Genomic DNA, 17,485 nt, shown 5'->3' with positions numbered 1-17,485 from the left:
TTTTTGCATCCTGAATACAGAAATGGAAATGAAAATTAGGATGATGAAAATAAAAAACCTCCAAATTAATTTGAAGGTTTTATTTTTCTAGCGGAACATGACAGATCAGCCAAAACCAATTCCTCATATTCCATTATATAAATATTCAGGAAAACATCAACCGTTAAATAACAGTTCCTCCTTTTGCCTGGAAGTCTTTCTTCATCCTTGCATATCTTTCGGGATCTATCGGTTTGGAAGCGCTTTCTATAATACTTGATTTAAAACCTAAGTCCAGCGCATCATTGGCCGTATAGTACACACAATAATCGGCGGCTACTCCGCAAACGGCTACTTCGGTAACTCCACGTCCTTTAAGATAATCAGCCATACCTGTGGATTTTTTTCTGCCATTATCGAAAAAGCCACTGTAACTGTCAATTTCTTTATCCATTCCTTTTCTAAAAATAGCCTCAACAGCATTCGTTAAAAGTTCCGGAACCAGCTCTGCTCCTTTTGTTCCCTGTATGCAGTGTTCGGGCCACAATACCTGGTTCAGCCCGTTTAAAGATATTTCTTCAAACGGTTCTTTCCCCGGATGAGACGTAACGAAACTCTTGTGACCTCTCGGGTGCCAGTCCTGTGTAGCGACCACCAAATCATATTTGGACTGTAAATCGTTGATTGTCTGTACAATTTCATCACCATGGTTAACGGCCAAAGAGCCTCCCGGTAAAAAATCATACTGTACATCGATAATAATTAAAGCATTCATAATAAAGGTTATATGTTATTAGTTTATTTTGGATTGGATATTTTACCTTTTCTATTTTATACGATAGAGAAATGATAAATCTAAAACCGGCAGTCCGGCTAAAACAAATTTAATTAATATTTCAATATATGGTGATTTTTTTAATAATAAATTACAAACACATTATCAATACACTAGAATACATTCAAAACACTTATAATTTAACCATTTTCAGTTAAAAAAAAGAGCGCACCGTTAGATTTCTAACGGTGCGCTCTGATCTTATATTAATATTAATAGTCGTTTAGCCTTTCGCCTTTTCATCGGTGAACAACTGAAGGCCTTCTTTTCTGTCAATAAGCTGTAACGGGTACAGTTTTGGATTGTACTCACCGTTTAAAACCTCATTCAGGGCATGTTTTTTCGACTCTCCGAATGCAATAATCAGTATATTTTCAGCTTTGTTAATCAATGGTGACGTCAGAGTGATTCTGAACATTTCCTGAGATTTCAGATAATAAGCGGACACCCACTTTTCATTTTCATCCAGAACAGCCTCACCCGGAAACAGAGAAGCCGTGTGACCGTCGTCTCCCATTCCTAAAAGAATAAAATCAAAAACCCCATCATTTCCGAGAACATTTTTAATCTGTTGCTCGTATTCAGCAGCATAATCTTCCGGAAGTATTCCGTCTTCATACATAGGGAAAATCTGATCTTTATTGACGGGAACTTTATTCAGAAGAGTCTCGAAGGTCATCAGTGCATTGCTTTTATCATCATCTAAAGGAACCCAGCGTTCGTCTACCCAAAAAAAGTAGAGTTTGTTCCATTCAACTTTGTCTGCATACTCCTCAGTCGCCAGCAGATTAAAAATAGCTTTAGGAGAAGAACCTCCACTTAAAGCGACCACGAAACGGTCATTTTTCTGAATCGATTTTTTGGAAAGATCCACAAATGTATCCGCTGCTTTTGTATATAATTTCTCCAGATCGTTAAATACTGTGATATTCATTTTTCTTCTAATTTAAATTGATATGTTACACCCAGTTATGCCCCTGTCTTTCAACCAGTGCAATACTTTCTTTCGGGCCCCAGCTTCCTGCTTCATAGTTTGGAAAAGATGCATCTTTATTGCTTGCCCAGGCTTCCTGAATGGTTTTGACAACATCCCAGGCTTCTTCCACCTGATCGGAACGCATAAACAAAGTAAGATCTCCTATAAGTGCATCAAGTAATAGTGTTTCGTAAGCTTCAGGGGTATCTTCCTGACAGGCGAAATTGTCGAAAATCATTTCAACAGGCTTTAACACCAATGAAAGTCCCGGTTTCTTTGCCATAAACTGCAGTCTGATATCCATTAATGGCTGAATATTGATAATCAATCTATTAGCAGATAAGTGCTGTGAGCTTTCTGAAAATGTAGAATGTGGAAGCGGTTTAAACTGAATGGTAATATAAGAATGCTTTTCCTTCATTTTCTTCCCTGTACGAACGTAAAAAGGAACGTCCTGCCATCTTTCATTATCCAGATAGAATTTTACAGCGGCAAAAGTTTCCGTATTGGAATCGGTAGCAATTCCGTCTTCCTGACGATAGCCTTTAGCCTCTACTCCATTCACGATGCCTTTTCCGTACTGGCCTCTTACGGCATAATGATCCACCTGATCTGCCGGAATTCTGCGGATAGATTTCAAAACATCTACCTTGCGGTCTCTGATTTCGCCCGCTTCCAGTGAAGCCGGTGGTTCCATAGCGACCATACAAAGAATTTGCAATAAATGGTTCTGAATCATATCCTTAAGCGCTCCGGTCTGCTCATAGAAAGCGCCTCTGGTTTCAACACCTACTTCTTCCGCAACGGTAATCTGCACGGATTCTATATGCTTACTGTCCCATAAAGGTTCAAAAATAGAATTTCCGAATCTAAATGCTAATATATTCTGTACAGTTTCTTTCCCCAAATAATGATCGATACGGTAAATCTGCTCCTCTTCAAACGTTTCAGCCAGTAAACTGTTCAGTTCAATTGCCGACTGTTTATCATGACCGAATGGTTTTTCGATAATGATGCGGTCTTTTTTAGCGTCAGAAGCCAATGCTGAATTTTTGATATGATTGGAAATGGTAGAAACGAAATCAGGTCCGATGGATAAATAAAACAACCTGTTCCCTCTCGTTCCGTAAACCTTATCAAAATCCTCTAATTTCTGGTGCAGATTTTTGTAAGAACTTTCCTCATCCAGTTGATGCTGAAAATAAGTAATATGAGCCTGAAAACCGGCCCAGTCTTCTGTAGTTATCTTTTTCCTTGAGAAATTCTCAAGGTTTTCTTTGATGTAGTTTTTAAAATATTCATTGGTATTGTCTGCTCTTCCGAGTGCCAGAATATTAAAACCTTTGGGCATTCTGCCGTCGATGTATAAATTATAAAACGCCGGAAAAAGTTTTCTTTTCGCCAAATCTCCTGTCGCACCAAATATGATAATTGTAGTTGGCTTCAAGACTTTATTGTCATTCATTTTTCCCAATTTTAATCGTTTGCAGTTTGCCATGAAGTGTGAAAAACACCTTCTCTGTCTGTTCTCTGATAAGTATGTGCTCCGAAATAATCCCGCTGCGCCTGAATCAGATTCACAGGCAGTGATTCTGTGGTATAGGCGTCAAAATATCCTAAAGCAGTCTGAATCCCTAAACTTGAAATTCCATTTGAAGCAGCATAAGCAGCTGTTTTTCGTAATGATTTAATTTTATCCTTAACGATCACGGAAATATCCTGATCCAGTAAAATATTGGACAGAAGAGGATCTTTGGTATATGCGGAATAAAACTTTTCCAACAGCACCGAGCGGATGATACATCCTCCTCTCCAGATTTTCACCACATCTTTCAAAGGAATCTGGAAATTGTATTCTTCAGAAGCTTTTACCAGTAAGGCCAATCCCTGTGCATAGCTGATCAATGTTGCTAAATATAGAGCATCACCCACTTCTTTAATGAATAATTCTGTATTTTCCGGACTTACCATTTCTTTTTCAGCATACAGCTGAGAAGCCTGAACCCTCTCTTCTTTATAGGCTGATAAAATTCTGGAAGTTACTGCAATATCAATAGTAGGAATAGAAACTCCTATTTCCATAGCCTGCTCGGAGGTCCATTTTCCGGTTCCCTTAGCTCCTGCTTTATCTAAGATCTGATCGACAAGATAACCATCTGTCAATGAATCTTTCTGCTGAAAAATATCTCTTGTGATCTCGATCAGGAATGAATTCATTTCACCATTATTCCATTCTTTGAAAACCTGGTATAACTGATCGTTGTTTAAATTCGCACCTCTTTTCAACAAATCATAGGCTTCGCTGATTAGCTGCATGATCGCGTATTCAATTCCGTTGTGAACCATTTTCACATAGTTTCCTGCGGAATCTTTTCCCATATAAGCGGTACACGCTTCATTGCCCACTTTGGCTGAAATAGCTTCCAGCATAGGCTGAATAAGATGGAAAGCTTCCAGATCTCCACCCGGCATGATGCTTGGGCCTGTTCTGGCTCCTTTTTCACCTCCGGAAACACCCATTCCCATAAAGTGAAGATTCTTTGAGGCCAGATCCGCAACACGTCTGTTGGTATCTTGGAAATAAGAATTACCGGCATCAATTACGATATCTCCTGTGCTTAAAAGCGGTGTGATACTTTCCAGAACCGCATCTACAGGCTTTCCGGCCGGAACCATAAGAATAATTTTCCTTGGGGTTTCCAGGGCAGATACAAAATCTTCCATCGTACCTGTTCCTTTTACTTTCATTTCTGAGGTGGCGCCGTCCTGTAGTTCTTTTACTTTCTCTCCATCAAGGTCGAATCCGGCGATAGAAAAGCCGTTATCGGCAATATTATAAAGAAGATTGCGTCCCATTACTCCGAGGCCAATCATTCCGTAATTATATCTTTCCATTTATTTATTAGTATGAATTCTGTTATACAGAGAATAAAATTACGCAAATGCCAATCAGGAAAAAAATAATTGGGTAGAAAAAAATTCTTCACAACGGAAAGACAAAAGCCTATTCATTTAATTCACACTTTTAAAAACCGCTAAAACACATTGCATCAGTAATTTAAAAATATCTCAATTATTAAAATTCACACAATAAGGATTTAATAACTTATTTTGAACAAAGCATAAAAATAGTATCCAAATAAATCCTGTTTATCTGAATACTATTTAGAACATTCCGGCATCGGTTTATAATGATACTACTGTACGCACTAACCGGCTCAGAGCATATTGTTAAACTCCACAGGCACTCTTTTTGTGACCAAAGGTCTGGCTACCTGCGCATCTGCCTGTATTTTGGTATCATCTGCATTGAACAGCAGTTCCCATATGTTTTTATCAGAACTGAAGTTTCTTTCTTTCTGAACAATGAGAATTCTTATAAATCCTTTAAGCCCTTTGCTAATGATTTTTTCTCCATGATCGCTTTTTAGGATATTATTTTCCTTATCATACCAGTACGTTCCGTAATAACTTTCTACAGGCATTCCTCCCATATCATTTTCCAATTTTGTGACCACTATATACTGTTCTTCATAGGAGGTGTTGATCTCCGATAAATCTTTAAATGATGTAGTATTTACTTCCACCGTTCCATATTTGTTTACTTCATTGATCCACGCTTCAGGGATGGTTGAATCGATGGCGAGTACATATTCTACCCAGGTTTTTTCAGACCATTTGCTGGTCAGATCTTCTAATTTTGTCTGGCCTCCATAAAATCTCCTTTTGATAACACTTCGGGTAGCGACTCTCATTAAGCTCCATGCCTGGCGTTGATCCTGCAGGGTACAGACGGCATCTGATAAATGCTTATCTGATAAATCCAGCAGATAGGCTGAAGAAGTGATTTTAGGCGTTTCAGCAGCCAAATCAAATGTAAAACCTACCGGTCCCTGCGGCATAAAAATAAAATTATCAGAATCAACTGAACTGCCACTACCGGACAGCGCAAGAGACTTGATATGAGATAAATTTGGACTGGCTCCAAAATTAAGGTACGCTTCCGTATTACCTTCTTTAGTAAGGTAGTTCAGTTTTTCAATCCCGATTTCAAGTCCATAGGCAAGACCCGCCTCATTAAAGACATTTCCTTCTACAACCGCCATAATAGGCGCTGCATTTTGATTTAGTGTTTTTTCCTGTTCAGACGTAATGGATTCTGTGAGTGGAATGAAAAATCTTACCACCGGAGCTGAGAGTTTTTCTTCACGCTTACACAGCTGAATAAAACGTTTCCATTGGTTTTTAACCGAAGTATTATCTATCGGTATTTTTCCTTCTATCACTCTATGTTCTCCGGAATCTATCTTATCTATAAATGCATACCGGGAATACGCCGTGACTGCAAAACGATGGTAGAGTGCTTTTGTTTCTGCTTTATTTTCGATGGAAAACAATAACTGTCTGTTGATCTCTCCGTCACTTGATTTTAAACGGGCCTGTCTGACCGTACCCGTATGATCAGGTCTGGTGGAGAATGACCAGGCTTCCCATTCCATAGCCTGGCTGGTTTTATATTTTTCAGAATGTTCCGGATCAAGAGAAACATGGGTGTTATTCAGATATTCCGGTTCACCGGATACATCCAGCCGTCCGTCCCAATACCACCGCTGATGTCTTACTTCCAATTTACTGATATAGGCAAATTCTAAACTGATGTCGGTTTTGAATTTTTTTGCCCCGGCAAAGACTTTTACATAATCATTATCGTGAAACGGAACATCTTTGTTACTGTCACTTGTAATGTTGATGAGCTCCCAAAGTTCCTCTTCCAGATGGCCGGAAGGATGTTTTGCCGCCTCAAAGCAATAAGAAACAGGCGCAAATGTTAAATAGTTTTTATAAGTATGCGCCGCTCTGTCTTCCGGAATCAGAGACTCGTGCAGCATTTCTTCATTTCCTCCTTTAACGAAGTATTTCTGATCGACCAGCGACAGAAATTTCATTTCGATAATTTCGCCTTTTTTTACCGTAAAGATATTGTCAGTTTTATTATATCCTGTTGAATCTTTGTTCCAGGACACCGTAAATGGTTCTTTATGTTTGCTGTCGAGTTCAAAACTGTCCATTGCGGTTGCCTTTGGAAATGCGGTGCTCCATTCAACTAGAATCAGGTCAGATACAGCCGGATCCGGTAGTTTAAGATCACTTTTTTGGGTATCACTTTCATCTTTGTTTAAAAATGCTTTGACTGCTTCCAGTAATTTATCTGTACCCTGATATTCCAGCAATTCATTCAGTGTTTTCTTTTCAAACGCAAACCAGTCCCAAATGCCCGTCGTAGCCTTGGAAATATCGAAGGTTATTACCTGATTAAAGGTCTCTGATCCGGAAAGCGTAAGGTGGGTATATTCCTTTTCTTTCCAGAAAGACAGTTCTTTTGCCAGTGGCATAAAATCTGAGGGAGGTTCCTGATGCGAAAACCGCCTCGTAGATGCATTGATCTCCGGTGATACATTAGGGGATGCAACAGCCACTTTTCTAAGGTGATGATAATTTTTAACCAAACTGTTGTCTTCAGTAATGACCGGACTTTGCGCAAAGGCATTTAAACTGCTGCCCGATCTCAGCACAGGAGGCAGAACACCACTGTTTAATACCACAAATCCCACAAACTGATAATGGTATCCGTACCAGAATTCCGGACATTTAAAATCCATTTTATAAGGGGATAATTTGGTTTTATTGCTGGTGGCAGTTCCGGGTGCCTGTAGCGTATTATGCAGTGCAAGATTGGGTTCTACAATGCCGCGCTTATGATTGGTTAAGGATAAAGACAGCAGGGGCATTCCATCCACTTCCGGCAGGAATAAGGGTTTAAGAATTGTCATCCCGGTATCGGTATCATTAATGGTCAACGTTGTTTTATTCAGATAATGCCAGGATGCGGGTTCAAATTCTTTTACATAAGGTTCCCTGCTTCGCTGATTCAACAGTACGAATCCTGCAATTTCGTCCGATATATCATCGGTATCGTTATGTATCCTGTCGTCAGAATATACCTTTACCTGTATAGCTGGAGGATCATAAACAGGCGCTTTTTCTTTTTTAATCTTAGCCTTTAATCCTTTTACATGGTCTGTCAGATAATCGTTAACCAATTTTTTTATGTCGTCGGATTCTTCTCCTTCATCCACGTACAGGAAATTCAGAAGGCATAACGGATCTTTTTTGATGTTTTCCCAAACCTGTACAATATCCGTTTCGAGTTTTGACATAAATTCTCCAATAGATACAGCTCCTGAAATTTGGTATTGATGGTAGTACACAGCCTGATTATACTGCGCAATACATTCTAAAAGGTATCTTTCCTGCACAATTGGCTTTGGTGGAGAATTTTGATTAACAAATTTCATCGTTTCATCCAGCAGTCTGCCGATAATGATCCTTTTTTCAGGTGTTGCCAATTGCCGGCAATCTTCAAGAACAGCGGCCCAGGATTCTGTCCATTTGCCCACCCATTCTGTTTTTGATTCATTTTCGGGAAGTGATAATTCAACGGTTTGGGTCGTTTCATCCATTTTCCGGCAGAAGCGGTATGCTTCCTTAAGAACGATTTTATTATCCGTCCAATCAGTAAGAAGGATTTCTTTTAATTTTTTTGTCAGTTTTTTTAAGTTGGCATTGGTCTTTGTGGTATCCACCCATGACTTATATACAACCGGATCGATCTGCTCCTCAAAATAACCGCTTCCATCAGGTAATTCTTTAGTATGAGGAAAGAACGGTTCTAATACCAACCGCCACATCAGCCCATCAATAGCTCTGATGTTTTTTTCAAATGACTTTTCATCAGCCGCAATGAGTTCAATGCTTTTGGCATCACCCAGGCAGTCCTGCAGCAGAAAGGAAAAATCTAAATAGGATCCTATACTGTTATAATAATCTGTGCTCCAGTCAAGATCCTGCAGTACATCAATCTCAACTTTTCCATCAAAATTTCCCTTTTCATCTCTGAGATGGATATTCCCCTTTTGAACCGTTTCTTCGGGAATTTCCGTTTCAATGCAGATATACTTATTCTCGAAGCTTATGCCCTCCTCATCCGTCTGACCATACTTCAGTTCCCAAATCCCGGAACCGATTGGCCGTGGGCCGGCTGCCGGTTCAGTATCATGTAAAGGAAATGCCAGGAATTTTGTTGTTCCCGCAGGAATATTCAGCTGTGTAGGATCTGTTATATCCTGTTTTCCGAAAAGTACAAGTCCTACCTGTTCGTTCAGAGGTGCCAGCATTTGGGAAAAATTGGCGAAAGCCATATTGGAATAGCCTTCTCCGGCGTTTATATATTCCTCCTCCTTAAAGTTCCTATCCTCAACACTAATCTCTTCGTTTATTCCTCTAAATTTATATTCTAAATGTGCTTCATCTTTAATATTCTGTAGCAGCTCATTTTGTATATAATTTAAATATTCACTAGGTAAACCAGCTGTTGAATTTCCAACGATAGCACAATCTTCATATCCATATACCGTATCGGTGTCGCTAAGAAAATAAAGTCTGATTCTGTTGTGCTGAAGATGGGTATTAAAATTTTTCAACAACTCCTTTGCTGCCTCAAATTCTTCCCTCGTATCCGTTTTGTCAAATGACAGACCGGTAATGCTTACGGCCACTGTCATTTGCGGAGTTCCTGCATCATCAGTGGTTTGGATGCAGCTTGGATCTATGGCTATTTGTAAATAATTATTCATGTCTTGGTGCTAATTAAAAGTTATGGGTGTAATTTTTTTCCACTTTTAGGGTGAAAAATCTGCAAATTCTCATGGAGGCTTTTATTCTTCCGGTACCTGTCATTTTTTGACCGTCATAGGCAATGGCAAGGCGTACAACCAGAAAAACATGAATAATACGAACGACGCATACATGCCCGATAAACTGTATGAACATGATAACACTCGTCCTGCTTCCAGGCCCGAGAGCCTTTTTGACATACATTACTTCTATGCCCATTCCTACCATTACACTACCGTAGATCCAGCCGGCATTAAAAGCCAAGGCAGCACTTGCCTGTACACTCATGGCAAAATTGACATTCAGGCTATTGCTTAAAGAAGGCGTGTAATCCACCGAACAGTCGACAAAGCCGCCGCCACCGAATATAAAGGCGGTAAAAATAAACGGAGCTTCCCGTTTTCCGAGGTAAAATCCTAATCCCAAGCTAAAGTCCAGTGTTTTTTTCTCAACATCAAAAGCTTTCATTTTAAAATATCCTCCAAAAGCAAGATTGGTGATATTCGTAGGACCACCGCCTATCGTGATGGGCGGAATATCCAGAGAAGCATTCACTCCGTATGGGACTTCAACATTGGTATTCTCATACTTTGTTTTTAAAATATCAATCTTAAACACGGAAGTCTCTTCACCGTCTTCAGATGCTGCAGGAATATTTTTAGTGGCATCCGTAATTAACTGTAACAGTCCGGACATTTCCATCCTGCTGGGATCCAAATCAAAATCATATTTATCATTAACGCAAGTGATCTTAGCATCTCTGAAACGCATTAATTCTGTGCCCTGCAATCCTATGATAAAAGAACCTGTAAGCGATCCGTGGTTCTCTTTTTCGACTTTGCTGTCTGCATCAATTTCTGCTCTTACATTTCCGACCAGAGTAGCTGCTTTGTCCAATGATACGCTTACCGGTCCTATGGCAAAAAGCTCTTCGCGTTTGGGAAGACTCATATTGGTTTCCGCTTTTACCCAGGCTTTTAGGTTGTTGACATCGGTCCCGTGCATTATTTTAATATTATTTCTGAATGCGTCCGGCATTTTAAACCCGGGGATTAAGCGTTCCAGATCAAGACCGCCTGCTCCTTTTATAATATTGGTAAAATCATAATTGCTCAGGAGAGAATTTTTAAAATTCTTCAGAGCTTCTTCTCCCCATTCTCTGGCAGGGGCTAAAAATTTATCGGTAATAGAAACAGAAGGCAGCCTGATGCCCAGTGCAGAAAGATTTTCCTTTAACTGATTGAATTTAGTCATTACAGGAGTAATGGTTAAACGCTGTTCCACGTTCTTCCAATCGGTACTTACGAGCATCGCTACAGTCTTACGGTTGAAGCCAAGACCGGGAGCAACCAGTTCATCATATACACCTCTGTAATTGAATAAAGTGGTATTTACCGCATCATTGAGCTCATTATATGTATACTTTGCTTTTTCGCCTTCCGAGTAAGTACGAAGTAATGTTCCGGTGAGCGCCCGGAGATCTTCATTAATTTCTTCGGTAAATTTATTGGCTGCTTCCAGGATACTTTTGGGGTTTGGGGGTTTAGTTCCGATAGCAGCTTCCAGGTCTTTATAGCTTTTATAACGCTCCAGGTATTTGCTGAACTGAGCTTTGTACTGATTGGGATCCAATTGATGAAAAAAGGAAGATAATTCCCTCGCGATGTTTTTAATATAATCATCAGCTTCCTTAAAATAATCGATAAGGGGTTTAAAACCAACAATCTCACTTTGGGGATCATTCACCAGGATAGTTGAAAATTCTTTTATAAGCCCGGGTTCCAATATTCCCCTAATATCAATCACTGTCTTATTTAGCCAACCGTTGACCGATTGTATAAATTCCTTCTTCTCTTTGCTAAAGGTTTTCAGGGTTTCTTTAAGGTTCAGATGTTCAATCGAAATTGTATTGCTGAGCTGTTTCAGTTTTTTTAAAAGCTCACTTTCTATGGTATTAACACCGTCTTTAAGAGCTGCGGATTCTTCATCAACTATTATTCTTATTTCTTTAGACAAACCCTTATTGGCATTAATATAATCGATGATATCATTGCGCAGTTTTTTTGTCTTGTCTACAGCAAAACCGATAGACAGCTCTGATTCACGTATTTCCTGAAGTATGTCGTCAAATAAATCATTGATCTTCTTTTCGAAATTGAACTTTGCATTTAATTTATTTAACAGAACATTATTGGTCATCTGATCCAGAATATCTCTTCTTTTAACATTTAAATGCCTTTCTATTTCATCTTTCACCTCATCGGGAGTATGCAGATTAATGCTTTGGATTTCTTTTTCAGCATCTGATAAATAGGTATCAATCTGTTGTAAAAAGCGTTCTGTAACGTCTACTCCCTGGTTAATAATTCCCGTCGCTTCATTGGCAAGCGAACTTATTTCAAAAGAAAACTGTTCAATGATCTTTTGGACAGATACAACCTGACCATTGATTTCATGATCTAATTTCTCAATAAACTCATCAGTTATTTCATTAGCCTCCGCCATTATTGCATTCACCTTTTTAGTCACTTCACCAGTCAGCAGGTCATAATTTGAAATGAGTGAAGCTATAAATGCATCGGCACTTTCGACGGTTTTTTTCCAAAGTAATTTTGTAGGAAGTTCGAAATGGCTGGCGGCCGACCAAACATTATTACTTAGATAAGTCACCTCAGGAGCTGAAACCAGTACATGTTTAATGGCATCAATCTGGTTTACAGAAAAAGTGATTTTCTCCACTGCTTCGGAAGCATATCCGGTAATGTTAGCCGGCAGTATACCTGACAACAGCTTTGTATTGGCACGTTCCAGCCCGTTTGCACACTGGCTCAGAATATTATTGGGATCAAAAGCAAGTTGGTTAATGACCGTTGTTGTTTGAAGTGTTCCGCCTGATAATGCTGTTTTCAGCTCATTCCCTTTTGGAGCACTCCGCATCATCGTTGCTACCCGCAGTTTCCCATTAATCTCGGAATTTTCTACATATCTTCCGTTGACTGAGCTGGTTATTTCCGAAGGTTTTACTTTAAAGCAGAATCGTTCAAAACCGGGCAATATACTTATCGGTCCCGGTAAGGGAGCATCCATAAGCTCCGGTGTATTTCCCAAAGCAGGTCTGGCATTTCTGTGTATATCCACCATAGGCAGATCGGTATAGTCTACATATTTTATCAGGGGCCAACGATCTGTATCGGCTTCTATTTTAACAGGTACCGGCAGGTTATTTTTATCAATAAATACTACTTCTGAGCGAACATCCGTATAAAAGTAGAGGTCTTCCACATTCTCCATCTGAGAAAGAACATTTTTTATTTCAGCACCTTTAGGAGCTAACAATTCCAGCAGGATTTGGGGAAAGGGATAGATTTCAGGATCGGCATGTTTGTTCCATAGAGGAATTTCCCAGCCAATGATCCCCTTGCCACCCGCCTTCACATTTCTTCCCCAAGAGGAAGACACAGGTATTTTTATACTTTTAAATTGACAGCCTGTTATAGAACCTGAACCGTCCGGGCTCATACCATCCAGGTCCGGATATTTCCTGACAGGTTCCAGGATTTCGATATACTCTCTTACTTTTCTTACGATAGGTCGTCCCAGAAGTTCGGGCTGCTCTTTTTTAAACTGAACCGGAGGAATTACAGTACGTTCATATTCAATCACATGTTTGGCTCTGTTCCATAAAACGCCTATTCTTCCGATACGCTCTACAGCATGAAAATGAGTTCTTCCCAAAGAAGTGGTTGATTTTATAACGGTTTTATCACTGGCAAATCTGGCCGTTTGCCTGCCATAACCTCCCAGAGAGGTAAAAGCCAGCTGCTCAATTTCTCCGGAAGACGAGCCTTTGCTGATCCCTTCCCGCCACAACTCTTCATAAACACCTAATGATTCAAACGGATATAATGCGCCACCCGCCAAACCTTCAGGATTATGGTATAGCTGATCATTCTGAGCCGGAGAAACCTGCCGGCCTATTGGCCATCTAAACTGAGCTCCTTTACCATATTCTTTAACCGAACCATCCTCATTCAGCAGATTTTTCTCCCTGCGGATAAAATAGCTGATCCCATCGGTAAATTTGCCCGGCCGAAACGGTTCGGAAGAAGACACTTCAAGGATAGACAGCCTGCTCTGCCAGGATCTGTATAAATCCCGGTATTTCATATACAGCGTTTTAAATGCTTCTTCCTGTACTTTTGATTCTTTCCAGACAATATTGTTTTGTGGAGGATTGGGTATAGCGCCTAATTTGAGGGCCAGTTCTGCAATAAATGCATTTTTATTCTCTAACTGGGCACCTAAACCATAAAGTAACTCAAATTTTGCATTAATAAGCTGTAATCCCGGGTTGCTGTCTCCTACTTCACCCCAGATATTTTTAAGATTCCAGGCTGGTGTTACATATTGGCGGTTGAGCTGTTCACTGGCGATCTGTAATACTGCGGATGGAGAAAATTTGTAGTCAATGGCTTCGCCATCTTTCGGTTCTCCTCCGTTGTTGGTTATACTTTTTATATAAGCCTCACCAACCGCCTGTGCAGGAAGACTAAGCTCGAATCCTTTTTCAAGGGCGTTGTCTGTATAAATTTCCCAGGTACCGCTGTCGATGGAAAAATTTGATTTTCTCGCCAAAATATAAATTCCGTCGTCTGTAGAGGGTGAGCGTAAAAGTTGTGTTTTAATTTTAGCGATTTGCTGAGGTGCGGCATTGAGTACTACTGCTTCCACGGTGGCCGTACTGTCTATTCCGCCCATCTGGTCTTTTTCTTCCAGCTGCATTTCCAGTCTGTAGTTCTGAGCCACATTCGAGCTTTCAGACATCATCAGATAATATGCATTTTGAAGACCTTCGGTACTTTTTTCTGTTTTTTCGAGTAAGGGAATCACCAATGCAGGCTCACTTCTCTCCCCGAAGCCTTCCGATAGCGTTCCTAACGATGAGGGCGCTACCAGTTTTTCTTTACCGATGAGATCGTTTCCAAACGCTTTCACTTCCTGAACGGGAATCCTGAATTTATTGATGGAATAACAGTACCGGATAGAATCTTCCTTATCTATATCTTTATACCATTGCCATAAAAAGAGTGGTCTCTGTGCTTTTTGAAGCTGGAAACTGACCTGCAGTTTATCGATAAGTTCGTCTCCTTTGGAATAATTTTTCAGCTTAAAAGAAAATGAACCGTCAAGCAATATAACGTTATTGAGATCAGGAGATGTCTCGCCTGCCTTTACATTCAGAATAATGACACTTCCGTTGTCTGCTACATTCCCTTTTGAAGGTTCAAACACCACTTCATTAAGGTGTATTAAAGGGTTTTCAGTATCATCTAAAGAAGCATTTTTTGCATAAAGCTCTTTATCCCGTATTAATGGAAATGATATATCCGGTTTTCCGTGCCCGGAAAAGTATACACTGGAAAAATTGGCATTGATCCCATCAACATTATCATATATAACCGTAACGGAATTCAAAACTGTGTTTTCAATTTTCGGAACAATACCTATGGGCTGCGCTCCTTCAGTATCAAGAATCGATACGGCTTTATTTTCTGTTTTTTCGTTCCAGGTATTAATAAGGTTTGTGGTATCCTTTATTTTACAGAGAATAGTCCGGTTTTCTTTCGAATCTTCGTTGTGCCGGTACAGCAAATAATTAATCACAGTACTTGATCCAGTTCTTGACAGATAAGAGCCTGCTACCCCTGAAACTGTCTTTCTATCGGTAATAAGGAGTGATAAACTGTTGTGAACGGCATCTTTTCCGAACCATGCAATTTGAGATTTATCGTCGGTATTCTCGTCTCTTATTTTGGTTGATACAAAGTCGGGATCATTGAAATCAGTAGTGATTTTAACGGGTATTTTCGAAAAATCAAACGTTACAATATCATCGGTACGACCGTTTTTTTTCCAGTGAACGGGCACATCATTGCCATTAGCATTGGCTTTATTTTTAGGATCAACCGTGAAAAACGGAGCATGTGGGCTATCTTGAGGCTGCCTAACGCCAAACCATGTTTCCAGTTCATTGAACTTCTTATGGGTGTCAATAATTTCACTAATAACTCCACCCATACGGAATAGTTTTTTATCATAAAGGGGAAGTGAGACATTTTTATCAGTGATCCAGATTCCAATTCCTTCATCTGTATTATTTTCAATTATATAATGAACGGTTCCATAAGCTGGATTAAAGTCAAAATAGGTACATGAAGTGATCAATTCCTGGTATTCAGCGTCTTTCCCGGGAAGAAAGCTGTAATCTTTCCAGCTATTTATTTTTCCGTCTTTTCCGTTATACAGCTTAACAACCGCCTTCCTGCACGGATAACTGTTCTTTACAGGATCTTTAGAATAATTAAGTTCATAGGCATAAGGCCCTTCTGTACTTACTTTTAGCGGAATACACCAAAGCGGCATCTCTGTCTGCCATTTAGGTTTTACTCCAGAAATTCCGTCCCATTTCAACTGCAGGGAATTAAAATCACTGTCCGCAGTTTTGCTTCCCTTACATCCTGCGAAAACACCAAAGCAATTTTTTTCACCGTGGTTGGCTTCCTGAAGTTCAACAATAGCCAGCAACCGAAGATGCGGCTTAGCGTCTGAACCTTTGAGATAATTTTGTATTAATTGGCTCATAGAAAATGTGTTTTTTGGAGTGAAAACTAAATGTAATGATTCGGGTTTAATGATGCTTTGGACCGCTCCTCAATGGATGAATAGGTCAGCCATTTGGTCTTATGAATTTCCAGGTGCAAATGAGGAGTATCACTGCCCACATTGCCGCTTTTTCCTGTTTTACCAATAAACTGTCCGGAGGTTACTGTATCGCCTTTTTTTACACTTATTTCACTCAAATGGCAATACCCTGCTCCATATAAAACCTCTCCGCTTTTAAATTGCAGCGCAATATAACTGCCCAGTTCCGCACCATATCCAATATCGCTGATGGTTCCTTCTGCCAGTGCATAGCATTCTGTTCCTACCGCTGCTTCCAGGTCTATTCCTCCATGGAATTTATTACCGCTATCCCGGGTGCAGCCAAACTGATCTTTGGGCAAATCATTGGCCCATCCCATACTTTTAAGCGGGGCTGAAGTATAACCGGGAGCTTTCGCCCATCCAGCTGCATTAGGGCATACGGCGGCAGTTGGTGATAGTAAAGATTGTAATTGCTGTTGTTGTTGTTGTTGTTGTTGTTGTTGTTGTTGTTGTTCAGCCAATTGTGCTCCTAGATTTGCAGCCCTCTGTTGTTCAAACAATTTCGCCTTGGCAGCTGTACTAGCCTGTTGTTCAGCTACTAATCCTCCAATCTTTTTCAGAATACTGTCTGATATACCTGAAAGTATCTGATTCGAGGAAAATCCGAACACCAGAGCATAGCCAAAGGCTACCAAACGGTTTCTATCAAAAGCAATGTCCCCGATAATTCCTTTTAATTCAACGGCGGCATGCACTAAAGGAGTAAGCAGTGCTCCGGCGATTCCAATAATAATATAGCCAGCTAAGGCTAATTGCCAGGTTCGTTCGGGCAAAGTCCAGGGCTGTTCTGTCCCGTCAAATGCACGGGCGGTTTCTTTTGGTTTGGTCGGTAAGGACAGGTAGGATAAAAAGAAATTAACAAGTCCTGCTATTGTTCCGGCAACAGCAAATAGAAGCATTAGATTCATGGTATTAGTTTTTAGTTATTTAAAAAATTGTTTACAGTATTTTAAGCTATTATTTTGATTTAAAAAGCTTAAAACAGTTACAACGGTCTCTCCTTTCCCAATACCTTTGTTTATTTCGTCTCGTTCTATCAGTTTTTGGTATGATCTCCTTCAGCCGTTTCCTATTATCAGGAATGTATACTTTCCTATTTCTGGTCTAATTTTTTGAAAAACTTTACCCGAAATTGTACGATTCCATATCTGCTGATCTATTGATCAGTAAGAAATGTACTTATTGAATTACAAATT

Annotated in this window: 7 protein-coding genes; all 7 read right to left on the bottom strand. The window is 39.9% G+C overall.

Going from position 1 to position 17,485, the window contains the following annotated elements:
- Positions 1-163 precede the first annotated feature (163 nt).
- The 7 genes from pncA to BUA72_RS07760 all read right to left on the bottom strand — a co-directional run bounded on the left by pncA (position 164) and on the right by BUA72_RS07760 (position 17,197).
- Positions 164-754, bottom strand: a complete 591-nt coding sequence (gene pncA / locus BUA72_RS07790; RefSeq protein WP_072922426.1) for a bifunctional nicotinamidase/pyrazinamidase — start codon at positions 752-754, stop codon at positions 164-166.
- A 283-nt stretch (positions 755-1,037) separates the two neighbouring features.
- Positions 1,038-1,748: a 6-phosphogluconolactonase gene (pgl, locus tag BUA72_RS07785; protein ID WP_047451418.1), complete on the bottom strand. Its 711-nt coding sequence runs from the start codon at positions 1,746-1,748 to the stop codon at positions 1,038-1,040.
- A gap of 25 nt (positions 1,749-1,773) precedes the next feature.
- Complete coding sequence (gene zwf, locus BUA72_RS07780) at positions 1,774-3,255, bottom strand: glucose-6-phosphate dehydrogenase (RefSeq protein ID WP_047451954.1); 1,482 nt, start codon at positions 3,253-3,255, stop codon at positions 1,774-1,776.
- Positions 3,256-3,266: 11 nt separating this feature from the next.
- Positions 3,267-4,685 (bottom strand): NADP-dependent phosphogluconate dehydrogenase, encoded by a 1,419-nt coding sequence (gene gndA, locus BUA72_RS07775; protein WP_072922425.1) that lies wholly within the window; start codon positions 4,683-4,685, stop codon positions 3,267-3,269.
- 323 nt (positions 4,686-5,008) lie between these two features.
- Complete coding sequence (locus BUA72_RS07770; protein ID WP_072922424.1) at positions 5,009-9,484, bottom strand: hypothetical protein; 4,476 nt, start codon at positions 9,482-9,484, stop codon at positions 5,009-5,011.
- Between the two features lie 13 nt (positions 9,485-9,497).
- On the bottom strand, positions 9,498-16,166 hold the full coding sequence (locus BUA72_RS07765) for a hypothetical protein (protein WP_072922423.1): 6,669 nt from the start codon (positions 16,164-16,166) through the stop codon (positions 9,498-9,500).
- 26 nt (positions 16,167-16,192) lie between these two features.
- Complete coding sequence (locus BUA72_RS07760) at positions 16,193-17,197, bottom strand: M23 family metallopeptidase (RefSeq protein WP_083544141.1); 1,005 nt, start codon at positions 17,195-17,197, stop codon at positions 16,193-16,195.
- Positions 17,198-17,485: the final 288 nt, after the last annotated feature.

It is taken from the genome of Chryseobacterium sp. OV279, from assembly GCF_900128945.1.
Taxonomy (GTDB): Bacteria; Bacteroidota; Bacteroidia; order Flavobacteriales; family Weeksellaceae; genus Chryseobacterium.
The sequence above is the reverse complement of the archived record's forward strand: the minus strand, read 5'-3'. Positions and strand labels throughout refer to the sequence as shown.